Here is a 13,709-nt window from a genome sequence, read left to right on the forward strand (position 1 = left end):
CTTACTTCAGGGCCTTGAAGCGCAGGCGGTGCGGGCGGGCGCCCTCTTCACCCAGGCGGCGCTTCTTGTCGGCTTCGTACTCCTGGTAGTTGCCGTCGTAGAAGTACCACTGGCTGTCGCCTTCGGCGGCCAGGATGTGGGTGCAGATGCGGTCCAGGAACCAGCGGTCGTGGCTGATGACCATGGCGCTGCCGGCGAACTCCAGCAGCGCGTCTTCCAGCGCGCGCAGGGTTTCGACGTCGAGGTCGTTGGACGGTTCGTCCAGCATCAGCACGTTGCCGCCCTGGGCCAGGGTCTTGGCCAAGTGCAGGCGGCCGCGCTCACCGCCGGAGAGGTTCTTGACCAGCTTCTGCTGGTCGTTGCCCTTGAAGTTGAAGCGACCGATGTAGGCGCGCGAGGGCATGACGAACTTGCCCACCACGATGTTGTCCAGGCCGCCGGAGACGTCTTCCCACACCGTCTTGTCGCCGGCCAGGCCTTCGCGGCTCTGGTCCACGAAAGCCAGCTTGGCGGTCTTGCCGATGGAGACTTCGCCCACGTCCGGCTGCTCCACGCCCTGGATCAGCCGGAACAGCGTGGACTTGCCCGCGCCGTTGGGGCCGATGATGCCGACGATGGCGCCGGCCGGGACCTTGAAGCTCAGGTTGTCGATGAGCACGCGGTCGCCGAAGGACTTCGAGACGTTCTTGAACTCGATCACTTCATTGCCCAGGCGCTCGGCCACGGGGATGAAGATTTCGTTGGTCTCGTTGCGCTTCTGGTATTCGACGTCGCTCAGCTCCTCGAAGCGGGCCAGGCGCGCCTTGCTCTTGGCCTGGCGGCCCTTGGCGTTCTTGCGCACCCACTCCAGCTCCTGCTTCATGGCCTTCATGCGGGCGTCTTCGGTCTTCTGCTCCTGCTCCAGGCGCTTTTCCTTCTGGTCCAGCCAGTCGGAGTAGTTGCCCTTCCAGGGGATGCCGTGGCCGCGGTCGAGCTCCAGGATCCACTCGGCGGCGTTGTCCAGGAAGTAGCGGTCGTGGGTGATGGCCACCACGGTGCCGCCGAAGCGCTGCAGGAACTGCTCCAGCCATTCCACCGATTCGGCGTCCAAGTGGTTGGTGGGCTCGTCCAGCAGCAGCATGTCGGGCTTGGACAGCAGCAGGCGGCACAGCGCGACGCGGCGCTTTTCGCCGCCGGAGAGGTTGCCGATGGTGGCGTCCCAGGGCGGCAGGCGCAGCGCGTCGGCGGCGACTTCCAGCAGGTGCTCGGTGTTCTCGCTGCCGGCGGCGGCGATGATGGCTTCCAGCTCCCCTTGCTCGGCGGCCAGGGCGTCGAAGTCGGCGTCCGGCTCGGCGTAGGCGGCGTAGACCTCGTCCAGGCGCTTCTTGGCTTCCAGCACGCCGCCGATGCCCTGCTCCACGGCCTCGCGCACGGTCAGCTCAGGCGCGATCAGCGGTTCCTGGGGCAGGTAGCCGATCTTGATGCCGGGCATGGGGACGGCTTCACCGTCGATTTCCTTGTCCAGGCCGGCCATGATCTTGAGCAGCGTGGACTTGCCCGACCCGTTGAGGCCCAGCACGCCGATCTTGGCGCCGGGGAAGAAGGACAGCGAGACCTCCTTGAGGATCTGGCGCTTGGGGGGAACCGTCTTGGTGACGCGGTTCATGGTGAACACGTACTGGGCCATGGGCGTTTCTTTGCTGGATGAGACTGTCGTAAGGGATGGCCGCGCGCACACAAAGCAGACCGGCCGGCCGAATCCTCCATTGTCGCCGCTCGCGCCATACCCGGCCGTATTCAACGCCATTGGCGAGCACGTGAAGGATGCCCGCTCGGTGCTCACTACAATCACAGGCTTGCGGTGCCGCTTCCAGTCATGGCGCCGCAGTCGTTTCGGACACTCTTCCTTAGTGCCGCCTCCGACTGGTGCCCTGCACACGCAGCGGCAGCAGGCGCGCCCAGAGCCCCCCACGGGGGCCCATTGCATGAACTTCCAAGATCTCGGCCTGGCCGAGCCCATCCTGCGCGCCGTCAGCGAGCAGGGTTACGAAACGCCCACCCCCATCCAGGCCCAGGCCATCCCCACCGTGCTGCGCGGCGTGGACCTGCTGGCCGGCGCCCAGACCGGCACCGGCAAGACCGCCGGCTTCACCCTCCCGATGCTGCACCGCCTGGCGTCGCAGCCCGCCGTGCGTGACGCGCGCGGCCGCGTGCCCATCCGTGCGCTGGTGCTGACGCCCACCCGCGAGCTGGCCGCCCAGGTCGAAGAGAGCGTGCGCACCTACGGCAAGTACCTCAAGCTGACCAGCATGGTGATGTTCGGCGGCGTGGGCATGCAGCCGCAGATCGACCGCCTCAAGCGTGGCGTGGACATCCTGGTGGCCACGCCGGGCCGCCTGCTGGACCACCACCAGCAAGGCACGCTGGACCTGAGCAAGGTCGAAATCTTCGTGCTCGATGAAGCCGACCGCATGCTGGACATGGGCTTCATCCACGACATCAAGAAGGTGCTGGCCATCGTCCCGGCGCAGAAGCAGAGCCTGCTGTTCTCCGCGACCTTCAGCGACGACATCAAGGCGCTGGCCGAGCGGCTGCTCAACAAGCCCGAGCTGATCGAAGTGGCCCGCCGCAACGCCACGGCCGACACCATCGCGCAGAAGGTCCACCCCGTGGGCCGCGACGGCAAGAAGGGGCTGCTGGCGCACCTCATCCGCCAGGGCGACTGGCACCAGGTGCTCGTCTTCACGCGCATGAAGCACGGCGCCAACCGCCTGGCCGAGTACCTCAACGACGCCGGCATCAGCGCCATGGCCATCCACGGCAACAAGAGCCAGGGTGCGCGCACCAAGGCGCTTTCCGAGTTCAAGGCCGGCACGCTGCAGGTGCTGGTGGCCACCGACATCGCCGCGCGCGGCATCGACATCGACCAGCTCCCGCACGTCGTCAACTACGAGCTGCCCAACGTGCCCGAGGACTACGTGCACCGCATCGGCCGCACCGGCCGTGCCGGCGCGCAGGGCGAGGCGCTGAGCCTGGTGTGCGCGGACGAGGAGCTGTTCCTGCGCGACATCGAGAAGCTGATCAAGCGCAGCATTCCGCGCGAGACGGTGGCCGGCTTCGAGCCCCCGGCGGGCGAGAAGGCCGAGCCCATCGTGCTGGGCCGCATGGTCATCGGCGTGGGTGCCGGTGCCGGCGGGCGCGGTGCGCGTCCGGCCGGTGGCGGCGGTGGCCGCGGTGGCCAGGGCCGTCCGGCCGCGGGCAACAGCGGCGGTGGCCGGCCTGCGGGCCAGGGCGGCGGGCGTCCGGCTGCGCAAGGCAGCGGTCGTCCGGCGGGCCAGGGTGGCGGCCGTCCGGCGGGCCAGGGTGGCGGCCGTCCGGCGGGCCAGGGCAGCGGCCGTCCGGCCGCGGGTGGCGGCAACGGCGGCGGCCAGGGCCGTCCGGCCGCGGCGGCACCGCATGGCGGGCATCGCCCGCATGGCTCTGCGCCGGCCAGCGCGCCGCGCGCGGCCCAGCCGCAGTCGGCCCAACAGCCGCGCCGCGACGAGCCCCGCCGCTCCGCCCTCACCGGCGGCGGCGCGCGGCTGACGCAGCCCAAGCGCTGAGGTCGTCAAGGCCAGCGGCCCGCGTGCAAGGCGCGGACCGCCCATGAAAGTGAAAACGTCGCCACTTCGGCGACGTTTTGCATTGAGCGCTCGGGAAAGCTGGGGTGCTTTGGCCTCCCGTCAGCCAAGGCGCTTCGCCCCCTGCGACGTCATGCCCGCGAAGGCGTGCTGCTGTCCGGGGAACACGGTGGGAACTCGGCATCGCGTCAGCAACGACGCTTCGCTCCTCTATTCCGTCATTCCCGCGAAGGCGCACTGCTGTCCGGGGAACCCTGTGGGGACTCGGCATCACGTCAGCAACGACGCTTCGCGCTCTATTCCGTCATTCCCGCGAAGGCGGGAATCCAGGCGGCCCTAACGTCAGAGCGCAGGGACAGCGCAGGAACAACGCGTTTTTGGCCTTGTGGCGCCGACTTGTGAGCTGGCGGCCGACTTGGGGGCCGCCTGGATTCCCGCCTTCGCGGGAATGACGAGGTAGTAAGCGAAGCTGACCGGCTACCGGCTACCGGCTACCGACCCGGCTGCGGACTGCGGACTGCGGACTGCGGACTGCGGATTGCGGACTGCGGACTGCGGCTTCCCAGCCAGCCAGGCGCCACTGCCGCCGCTCAGCCCCTCACACGAACACCCGCTGCCGCAGCCACTTCGTGGCGACCCACTTCTCCCCGGTGATCACCGGCGCGCCGCCGTGCAGGGTGCGGGTGTCGGGGTGCGGGCGGGCGTAGCTGAAGAACACGGCGTTGCCCTTGATGGGCGCGACTTCCAGGCCCACGTCGGGGAAGATCGTCGCGCCGCCCTGCTCCGGGGTGTTCAGGTACATCACTAGCGTGCCCACGCGCTGGCCGCCGCGCTGCAGGATGGCCGGCGTGCCCGGCTGCGCGGGGTCGAAGTAGTCGTGGTGCGGCCGGTACTCGGCGCCCGGCCCGTAGCGCAGGATCTGCAGCCCCTCGCCGTGGTCCACCGGCCAGTTCACCAGCGCGCCGATGCGCTCCTCGATGCGCTGGTGCAGCGCCGTTTCGCACCGGCTGAAGAACATGCCGGAGCTGGTGCGGGCGGCGTTGACCTCGCTGCCGCCCGTGGTCGTGTCCACCGTTTCCGAGCGCGCCAGGCGCGGACGGGCCAGCTCCACGAGCTGGTCGCACTCGTCTTCCGACAACAGCCCGCCAAACACCACCACGCGCGGGCTGTGCATCGCCATCAGCACCTTCACCTCATGCCCGCCCACCGCCACGATGCTGGGCTGCTGGCGCAGGTCAGGCTCGGGCACGGCCGACAGCGCCGGCGGCGCGGGCTGCACGGCCGGCTTCTGCAGCGAGTCCATGAAGCCCTGCAACGTGGTCTCCAGCGCGTCCAGCGCCACGGCCTCATCCCAGCCGCTGGCACGCATGGCCGCCACCACGGCCTCGGGCCGGTGGCCGGCGCGGGCCTGGTCGATGATCCATTGGCGCAATTCCGGCGTGATCTGCTGGCTCATGTCGAATTCCCGTGATTGGTCGTGAGGTCTCGCGGCGGCCCCGCAGGGCGCGGGCTCAGGCGGCCGCGCGGCGGCGGAAGACCAGCCTGTCGTCGGTGGAGGCGGCGGCATCGAAGCGGTAGCCGTCGGCGTCGAACTCGCGCAGCGCCTCCACGCGGGCGGCGCGGTTGAGGATGGCCCAGCGCGCCATCAGCCCCCGTGCCCGCTTGGCCCAAAAGCTCACCACCTTGTAGCCGCTGCCCTTCCAGTCCTCGAACACGCACTCGACGATGCGCAGCGCCGGCAACGCCTTGCGGTCCACCGCCTTGAAGTACTCCTGCGAGGCGAGGTTGACCAGCACGGGCTGCGGGTCCTGCGCGAGCTGCGCGCGCAGATGGTCGGCAATGCGCGTGCCCCACCAGGCATACAAATCCTTGCCGCGCGGATTGGCCAGGCGCGTGCCCATCTCCAGCCGGTAGGGCTGCAGCCGGTCCAGCGGGCGCAGCACCCCGTAGAGGCCGGAGAGGATGGCCAGGTGCTGTTGCGCCCATGCCAGGTCGTCCACGGCGAGGGTCTTGGCGTCCAGGCCGTCGTAGACGTCGCCGTCGAAGGCGAGCACGGCGGGCTTGCTGTTGTCGTCGTCGCAGGTGGTGGACCAGGCGGCGTAGCGGGCCACGTTGAGCGTGGACAAGGGGCCGGAAAGGTCCATGAGGGCGCCGATCTCGGCCGGCGTCTTGGGCTTGAGGAGGTCGATCAGCCCGGCCGCTTCATCCGTGAACGCAGGCAGCGTGGCGCGCTGCAGCGCGGACGGCGGCGTGGGGGTGTCGTAATCCAGGGCTTTGGATGGCGAAAGCAGGAAGAGCATGGGAATGAACAGTCGGCAAGTGAGCGGACGGCCGGGGAAAGTGGCGGCGGATGCCGGATTTTGCGGGGTGGCGGCGTAGGGGCGGTGACTGATCGGGACTGTGCGGTGTTGTCCGTAGAAGGTTGCCCAGCCGCGGCACCCCATCAGCGCAGACGTTTCGCTCCCTACCTCGTCATTCCCGCGAAGGCGGGAATCCAGGCAGCCCCCAAGTCAGCCGTGAGCTTCCAGGCCGGTGTAGCGAAGCCAAAAACCGCGGTGTTCCTGCGTCGTCTCTGCGCTCCAGCGTGGGGCCTCCTGGATTCCCGCCTTCGCGGGAATGACGAAGTTGAGAGCGCGGTGCCTGCGCTGGCGAGATACCTCAGCCTCCCAGCCTGCCGCGCAGCGCACGGCTGCGGTGCCGTCCGCCTCCCGCCCTCCTCAATGCTCGCCATCCCCCCCGCGCTGCGCGCTGGACACCGCACCCAGCGCCGCCTGCCAGGTGCGGTGCGGGATGTGGGTGCGCAACCGGTGGATGGCCTCGTCCAGCAGGGCGGGGTGCAGCTCGTGGCCCACGCCCTCGGCGATGTCCAGCGTGGCGTCGCCGCCCAGCAGCGCCAGCCGCTCCAGCGCCTCGCGGGCGTGGCGCGTGGGCATCACCGTGTCCTGCGCGCCATGCAGCAGGTGCAGCGTGGTTTCGCGCGGGGCGTGGTCCGGCAACACGGCGTAGCGGCCGCCGAAGGCCAGCACCCGGCCGGCCAGCCCGTCCTCGGCCTGCGCCGTCTCCAGCGCCAGGATGGCGCCCTGCGAAAAGCCTACCAGCGCCGTCACCGCGGGCGTGGCGCGCAGCCGCTGCTGCGCCGCGCGCAGCCACGCCACGAAGCGCTCGCGCGCCGCGGCCACGCGCTGCGGCCGGTTCTCCTCGGTGACGCCGCTCACCGAGAACCACTGCCGCCCCTGGGGGCCGCCGTCGAAGTCGTCAAAGCCTTCCGGGATCAGCAGCGCCGCCTGCGGGAACTCGCGCTGCAGCGCGCGGGCCGTGGGGATCATGGACGCCGCGTCCGCCCCCACGCCATGCAGCAGCACCATGAGCTGCGGCGGGGGCAGGCCCTGGCTGTTGTTGGGAATGAATTCAATGCAATCACTCATTCCGGGATTGTGGGCGAGGCCGAAAGCACCGGCGAAGCCCGCCGCGCAAACCCCATGTCAAGCGCAACGACTCCGGCGCCCGCCCCGGCCCGCACTTTGCCGGTGCCTGTACACCAGCCGCTCTGCCGGGCCTACCATCGCGCCCGCCGCGCCCAGCCGCGGGCGCGCGCCCTGCCCTGTTGGCCCGCCCATCACGACCCGAGGAGAGCCCGCCATGCACGACCAGATCTACGTCAACCTGCCGGTCAAGGATTTGCAGCGCTCCATCGACTTCTTCACCCGGCTGGGCTTCACCTTCGACGAGCGCTTCAGCAACGAGCTGGCGACCTGCATGGTGGTGGGTCCCAACATCCACGTGATGCTGCTGAGCGAGCCCTTCTTCCAGGGCTTCATCGGCGACAAGCGGATCGCCGACGCCCACCGCGCCACCGAGGCGCTGATCTGCATCTCCTGCAGCAGCCGCGCGCAGGTGGACGGCCTGGTGGCGCAGGCGGCCGCCGCGGGCGGGCGCATCCCGCGCCCGGCCCAGGACCACGGCTTCATGTACGGCCACGCCTTCGAGGACCTGGACGGCCACATCTGGGAGCTGATGTTCATGGCCGGCGAGCCGCCCAAGGCCTGACCGCTCACCCTCGCCCGCCATGCCCCGCATTGCCCTCATCTCCGACACCCACGGCCTGCTGCGCCCGCAGGCGCTGGCGGCGCTGCAAGGCTACGACGCCGTGATCCACGCCGGCGACATCGGCCCGCCAGAGCTGCTGCGACAGTTGGAAGCCATCGCCCCGCTGACGGTCGTCCGCGGCAACAACGACCGCACCGCCTGGGCGCTGGAGCTGCCCCACACCGTGCTGCTGGACGTGCAAGGCGTGCGCGTGTGCGTGGTGCACGACGTGAAGGAAGCGCCCAGGCCGCTGCCGCCGGGCGTGCGCGTGGTCGTGTCCGGCCACTCGCACAAGCCGGCCTGCGCCGAAAGCGCCGGCGTGCTGTGGGTCAACCCGGGCAGCGCCGGGCCGCGCCGCTTCAAGTTGCCGGTGTCGGTGGGCGAGCTGCTCATCGACGGCAACGACGTGCGGGCGCGGCTGCGCATGCTGGCGGTCTGAGCCCAGAAAGAAACGAGGGATAGATCCATGGACGCCGTCGATCTGGAAATCATGCGCGCCGCCCTGGCCTGGGCCGGCCAGGGCCAACGCTGCTGGAGCGCCACGGTGCTGGGCACCTACGGCTCGGCGCCGCGCCCGGTGGGGGCGATGGCGCTGCTGTGCGAGGACGGCCGCGTGGCCGGCTCCGTCTCCGGCGGCTGCGTGGAGGACGACCTCATGGCCCTGCTGCAGGCCGACGCCACGGGCCTGGCCGCCCCGCGCCGCCTGGTCTACGGCCGCAGCGACGAGGAGCGTGCCCGCCTGCGCCTGCCCTGCGGCGGCAGCCTGGACCTGTGGGCCGAGCCCGCGCCGCTGGCGGATTTTCAAGAGGCGCTGCGCCTCATAGACGCCGGCCAGGGCTGCGTGCGCGAGATCGATTTGCCCGGCGGCGCCTCGCGCGTGCGCGCCGCGCTGCCCGGGGACGCGAGCGCGCTGAGCGAAGGCGTCTTCACCCAGCGGCTGGGCCCGCGGCGGCGCCTGGTGCTCGTGGGCGCGGCGGAGGTGTCGCGGTATCTCGCGCCCATTGCGCGCACGCTGGACTTCGAGGTCTTCGTCATAGACCCGCGCCCCGAGTACCTGCAGAGCTGGCCGGCGGACCTCCCCGCGCGGCGCCTCTCAGGCATGCCGGACGACGAGCTGATCGCCCTGAAACCCGACGCCGGCACCGCCGTGGTGGCCCTGTCGCACGACCCCAAGCTGGACGACCTGGCGCTGCTGGAGGCGCTGCCCGGCGCGGCCTTCTACGTGGGCGCCATGGGCTCGTTCAAGAGCACGGCGGCGCGGCGCGAGCGGCTGGCGCTGTTCGACCTGGCGCCGCAGGCCATCGCCCGGCTGCGCGGCCCGGCCGGGTTGGACCTGGGTAGCCGCACGCCGCCGGAGATCGCGGTGGCCATCGCGGCCGAGCTGGTCCAGTGCTGCCGCGCCGAGGAGACGCGCCAGCGCCGCGCTGCCGTGTCCGCGCTGGAGGCGGCCGCCGCCGAGGCGCCGGCCTGCCGGGTGGACGCGTGAGCGCGGTTCAGGCCCTGCTGCTGGCCGGCGGCTTTTCCAGGCGTTTCGGGGCCGACAAGCGCCAGGTGCGCCTGGCGCAGGGCGACACGCTGCTGGAGCGCAGCCTGCGCACCTGGGCAAGCGCGCTGGGTGCCGTACACGTGGCGCTGCGCGGCACGGACGAAGCGTTGGCGCGGCGGGTGGAGGCCTTGGGCGGCGTGCCGCTTCTTTGCTCCCGCAGCGAGGAGGGCTTGGGCACGACGCTGGCCCAGGCCGTGGCGCAACTGCCGCCCGGCCCGGTGCTGGTGGGGCTGGCCGACATGCCTTTCGTCCAGGCCGGCACGCTGCAGGCGCTGGCGCGGCGGCTGGAGGCCGGAGAAGCGGTCGTGGCGCCCTACTTCGACGGACAGCGCGGCAACCCGGTGGGGTTCGGCGTGGAGCACCGGCCCAAGCTGCTGACGCTGCAGGGCGACCGCGGCGCGGGGCCGCTGCTGGTTGGGCTGGCGCTGGAGCAGGTGGACGTGGACGACGCGGGAGTGCTGGTGGACATCGACCAGCCGGCGGATTTGCAGGCGTCCGGCGACGCCGCCCAACCGCCCGCCGCGCCCGGATGACGCCTGGATAAGGCTCAAATCACGAACAGGTCGGCCGCCGACAGTGCCCTGCCCGGCGCGCCCCAAGAGGGCGCGGGGTCCGGCGGTTCAGCGCCCCTTGCGCCCGCCCGCCTTGGCCGGTGCCGGCCGCCCGCCTGTCTCGCGCGGCGGCAGCCCCGTGTGCTGCGTCAGCAGCGTGCCGCGGCGCGGCGCCGCGCCGGCGGGCTTGGCGTAGGAGACGCCACCTTTGGGCGCCTGTGCACCGGCCGCACCCGGTCGGCCGCCAGCCATCCCGGCCTTGCCGCCTGACACGGCGGTCTTGCCCCCGGACAGCACCGTGGGCGCCTTGCCGCCCGTCGCCGCCTGCGGCATCCCCACTTTCCCGCCCGGCTTGGCCACGGACGCCCGCGCCCCGGCCGCCGTGCTGTTCTTGCGCCGCGCGCTTTGATACGCCCCGTCGGTGGCCGGCTGGAAGGTCGGGATGAGGTGGTGCTTGCCGTTGCCGATGAGGTCGGCGCGGCCCAGGTCCTTGAGCGCGTCGCGCAGCAGCGGCCAGTTGTTGGGGTCGTGGTAGCGCAGGAAGGCCTTGTGAAGCCGGCGCCGCCGCTCGCCGCGGACGACGTCCACCTTCTCGCCCTTGGCCGCGTCGCGGCTGATGCCCTTGAGCGGGTTCATGCCGGAGTGGTACATGGCCGTGGCCGTGGCCATGGGCGACGGATAAAAGGTCTGCACCTGGTCCGCCCGGAAGCCGTTGCGCTTGAGCCAGAGGGCGAGGTTCATCATGTCCTCGTCGCTGGTGCCCGGGTGCGCGGCGATGAAGTACGGGATCAGGAACTGCTGCTTGCCCGCCTCGGCGCTGAACTGCTCGAAGAGCTGCTTGAAGCGGTCGTAGGTGCCGATGCCGGGCTTCATCATCTTGGACAGCGGCCCGCCCTCGGTGTGCTCCGGGGCGATCTTCAAGTAGCCGCCGACGTGGTGCGTGACGAGCTCCTTGATGTACTCCGGCGACTTCACCGCCAGGTCGTAGCGCAGGCCGGAGCCGATGAGGATCTTCTTGACCCCGGGCAGCGCGCGGGCGCGGCGGTACATCTTGATGAGCGGGGCGTGGTCGGTGCGCAGGTTCTGGCAGACGTCCGGGTAGACGCAGCTGGGCTTGCGGCAGGCGGCTTCGATCTCGGGGCTGCGGCAGCCCAGGCGGTACATGTTGGCCGTTGGGCCGCCCAGGTCGGAGACCACGCCGGTGAAGCCCGTCACCTTGTCGCGCATCTCCTCGATCTCGCGGATCACGGAGTCCTCGCTGCGGCTCTGGATGATGCGGCCCTCGTGCTCGGTGATGGAGCAGAAGGTGCAGCCACCGAAGCAGCCCCGCATGATGTTCACGCTGAAGCGGATCATTTCCCAGGCCGGGATCTTGGTCGCACCGTCGTGGCGGCCGCTCTCGTCCGCGTAGCGCGGGTGCGGGCTGCGGGCGTAGTGCAGGTCGAAGACGTGGTCCATCTCCGCCGTGGTCAGCGGGATGGGCGGCGGGTTGATCCACACGTCGCGCTCGCCATGGCGCTGCACCAGCGCGCGGGCGTTGCCGGGGTTGGTCTCCAGGTGCAGCACGCGGTTGGCGTGGGCGTAGAGCACGGGATCGCTCTTGACCTGCTCGAAGCTGGGCAGCCGGATCACGGTCTTCTCGCGCGGCGGCAGGGCGATGCGCCCGGTCTTGCGGCTCACGGGCATGGCGACCACGGCCACGCCGGGCTCGCCTTGCGGCGTCGCGGCGCCCTCGCCGGCCTGGCCGTCCGCCGGGCCCTGCTGGCTCTCCTCCTTGGCGCAGGAGCCGCCTTTCGCGGCAGCCTGCTCCTCGGTCGTGAGGTAGGGGTTGATGTGCTCGTCAATGCGTCCCGGGCGGTCCACCTCGGAGGAGTCCAGCTCGAACCAGCCCAGGGCGGTGGGGTCGTTGCTGCGGCGCATGAAGGCGGTGCCGCGCACGTCGGTGATGCTCTCCACGGGCTCGCGGCGGCCCAGGCGGTGGGCGACCTCGATGAGCGCGCGCTCGGCGTTGCCGTAGAGGAGCAGGTCGGCCTTGGCGTCCACCAGGATGGAGCGGCGCACCTTGTCCTGCCAGTAGTCGTAGTGCGAGATGCGGCGCAGCGAGGCCTCTATGCCGCCGATGACGATGGGCACCTCGGGGAAGGCCTCGCGGCAGCGCTGCGCATAGACCAGGCAGGCGCGGTCGGGGCGCGAGCCGCCCTGGCCGCCGGGGGTGTAGGCGTCGTCGCTGCGGATCTTCCGGTCGGCCGTGTAGCGGTTGATCATGGAATCCATGTTCCCCGCGGTGACGCCCCAGAAGAGGTTGGGCTTGCCCAGCGCGCGGAAGGGCTCGGCGCTTTGCCAGTCCGGCTGGGCAATGATGCCGACGCGAAAACCCTGCGCCTCCAGCACCCGGCCGATGACGGACATGCCGAAGCTCGGGTGGTCCACGTAGGCGTCGCCGGTGACCAGCACCACGTCGCAACTGTCCCAGCCCAGCGCGTCCATCTCCTCGCGGCTGGTGGGCAGGAATTTGGCCGTGCCGAAGCGCTTGGCCCAATACGGGCGCCACGAGGTGATCGGCTTGGCGTTCAAAGGCAGTTGGGACACGGCGGCAGGACTTCTTCAGGCAAACCCCGCATTGTCCCCGCTCACGCCCAGGCAAGCCCTGATCAGGGTTGTGCAGCCTGCCTCGCCCTCCCCGCTCTAAGGGTTAAACACCCTGTTTCCCGGCGCCATCCCATAACAAGATGACACAAATTCCTGACCGATGGGTCGGCATTGCGCTCAGGGACAGGCCCGCAGGCGCACAAGAAGAGCGACGAGGGAGACGAACATGAGGCTGAGGAACCTGTCGGTGCGCAACCGGCTGGCCATGGTGTTCGGCGTGCTGGTGCTGCTGTTGTGGGCGGTATCGGCGGGCACGCTGCACACGCTGGGACGGGAGCACCAGTCCTTTGAGCGCTATGCCGGCGAGATGAGCGTGCGCCAGGAGCTGGCGCACCAGCTCCTGCACGCCGCCAGCGCGCGCGCCATGGCCGTGCGCAACGTGCTGCTGGCCGACGACGACGCGCAGCGCCAGGCGCAGCGCGCGGGCTTCGAGCAGGCGCAGCACCAGGTCGAGGCCGCCTTGGCGCAGCTCAGGCAAGCGCTCAACGGCGCCGGCGGCGGCACGCCGGCCGAGCAGCAGCACTTGCAGCAGATCGCGCAGGCCGACGTCCAATCCGGCGCGACGGCGCTGGAGATCGTGAAGATGGCGCTGGAGGACAGGCGCCAGGAGGCCGTGGCACGCCTGGGCCGCGACGGCACGCCGCAGGTGCAGGCGCTGCTGGCGGCCGTGCAGGCGCTCATCGCGCTGGGCACGCAGCAGGCGGGCGACGAAGTGCAGGCCGCGGCGCAGGCCTATGCCCAAAGCCGCTGGCTGCTGCTGGCGGCCTGCGCGCTGGCCGGGCTGCTGGCCGTCGGCCTGGGGGCCTGGGTGACGGCCTCCATCACCCGGCCCATGGCGCAGGCGCTGGGCGTGGCGCAGGCCGTGGCCCAGGGCAACCTGAGCATGGACATGGACACCAGCGGCCGCGACGAGGCCGCACGCATGCTGCAGGCGCTGGCGGCCATGCGTGACCATCTCGCCCACACCGTGGCCGACGTGCGCCGCAACGCCGAGGGCGTGGCCTCGGCCAGCGCGCAGATCGCCCAGGGCACGCAGGACCTCAACCAGCGCACCGAGCAGCAGGCCAGCTCGCTGCAGCAGACGGCCTCCTCCATGGAGCAGTTGGGCAGCACCGTGCAGCACAACGCCGACAACGCGCTGCAGGCCAATCAGCTCGCGTTGGGCGCCTCGGAAGTGGCCGTCAAGGGCGGGGAGGTGGTGGCGCAGGTGGTGGGGACGATGCGGCGCATCGAGTCCGGCTCGCACCGCATCGCCGACATCATCGGAACGATTGACGG

General features: G+C 70.9%; 11 protein-coding genes. 6 read left to right on the forward strand and 5 right to left on the reverse strand.

The features are described from left to right. Position 1: 1 nt before the first annotated feature. On the reverse strand, positions 2-1,666 hold the full coding sequence (gene ettA, locus ALA01S_RS08830) for an energy-dependent translational throttle protein EttA (protein ID WP_066334893.1): 1,665 nt from the start codon (positions 1,664-1,666) through the stop codon (positions 2-4). Positions 1,667-1,964: 298 nt separating this feature from the next. Here ettA and ALA01S_RS08835 point away from each other — a divergent pair, with 298 nt between their 5' ends. Continuing rightward, a complete protein-coding gene (locus ALA01S_RS08835; protein WP_066334895.1) occupies positions 1,965-3,581 on the forward strand; it encodes a DEAD/DEAH box helicase in 1,617 nt (538 codons plus the stop codon). A 616-nt stretch (positions 3,582-4,197) separates the two neighbouring features. On the opposite strand, the gene ALA01S_RS08840 is transcribed toward ALA01S_RS08835, so the two are convergent. The 3 genes from ALA01S_RS08840 to ypfH form a co-directional block, all read right to left on the reverse strand. Beyond that, positions 4,198-5,055, reverse strand: a complete 858-nt coding sequence (locus ALA01S_RS08840; protein ID WP_066334896.1) for a 2OG-Fe(II) oxygenase — start codon at positions 5,053-5,055, stop codon at positions 4,198-4,200. A gap of 55 nt (positions 5,056-5,110) precedes the next feature. Next, on the reverse strand, positions 5,111-5,899 hold the full coding sequence (gene yaaA / locus ALA01S_RS08845; RefSeq protein ID WP_066334898.1) for a peroxide stress protein YaaA: 789 nt from the start codon (positions 5,897-5,899) through the stop codon (positions 5,111-5,113). Between the two features lie 417 nt (positions 5,900-6,316). Continuing rightward, complete coding sequence (gene ypfH, locus ALA01S_RS08850) at positions 6,317-7,024, reverse strand: esterase (RefSeq protein ID WP_066334900.1); 708 nt, start codon at positions 7,022-7,024, stop codon at positions 6,317-6,319. Positions 7,025-7,238: 214 nt separating this feature from the next. Between ypfH and ALA01S_RS08855 the strand changes: the two genes are divergently transcribed. From ALA01S_RS08855 to ALA01S_RS08870, 4 genes are read left to right on the forward strand one after another with little or no spacing between them, the layout of a single operon-like run. Continuing rightward, positions 7,239-7,646 (forward strand): VOC family protein, encoded by a 408-nt coding sequence (locus ALA01S_RS08855; RefSeq protein ID WP_066334908.1) that lies wholly within the window; start codon positions 7,239-7,241, stop codon positions 7,644-7,646. A 19-nt stretch (positions 7,647-7,665) separates the two neighbouring features. Beyond that, positions 7,666-8,124 carry a metallophosphoesterase family protein gene (locus tag ALA01S_RS08860; RefSeq protein WP_066334911.1) on the forward strand — a complete coding sequence of 153 codons (459 nt, stop codon included), beginning with the start codon at positions 7,666-7,668 and terminating at the stop codon, positions 8,122-8,124. 27 nt (positions 8,125-8,151) lie between these two features. After that, the gene (locus tag ALA01S_RS08865; RefSeq protein ID WP_066334914.1) at positions 8,152-9,171 is read left to right on the forward strand and encodes an XdhC family protein; all 1,020 of its coding nucleotides are present in this window, start codon (positions 8,152-8,154) and stop codon (positions 9,169-9,171) included. Next, on the forward strand, positions 9,168-9,764 hold the full coding sequence (locus tag ALA01S_RS08870) for a nucleotidyltransferase family protein (RefSeq protein WP_066334916.1): 597 nt from the start codon (positions 9,168-9,170) through the stop codon (positions 9,762-9,764). The genes ALA01S_RS08865 and ALA01S_RS08870 overlap by 4 nt, the downstream gene beginning before the upstream one ends. An 87-nt stretch (positions 9,765-9,851) precedes the next feature. Here the strand turns inward: ALA01S_RS08870 and ALA01S_RS08875 are convergent, their stop codons facing one another. Beyond that, the gene (locus ALA01S_RS08875; RefSeq protein ID WP_066334922.1) at positions 9,852-12,371 is read right to left on the reverse strand and encodes a YgiQ family radical SAM protein; all 2,520 of its coding nucleotides are present in this window, start codon (positions 12,369-12,371) and stop codon (positions 9,852-9,854) included. 226 nt (positions 12,372-12,597) lie between these two features. Here ALA01S_RS08875 and ALA01S_RS08880 point away from each other — a divergent pair. Beyond that, positions 12,598-13,709 (forward strand): methyl-accepting chemotaxis protein (locus ALA01S_RS08880; RefSeq protein WP_169805880.1); only part of this gene is annotated, 1,112 nt, incomplete at its 3' end.

This window comes from Azohydromonas lata NBRC 102462 (assembly GCF_001571085.1).
GTDB classification, from domain to species: Bacteria; Pseudomonadota; Gammaproteobacteria; order Burkholderiales; family Burkholderiaceae_C; genus Azohydromonas; species Azohydromonas lata.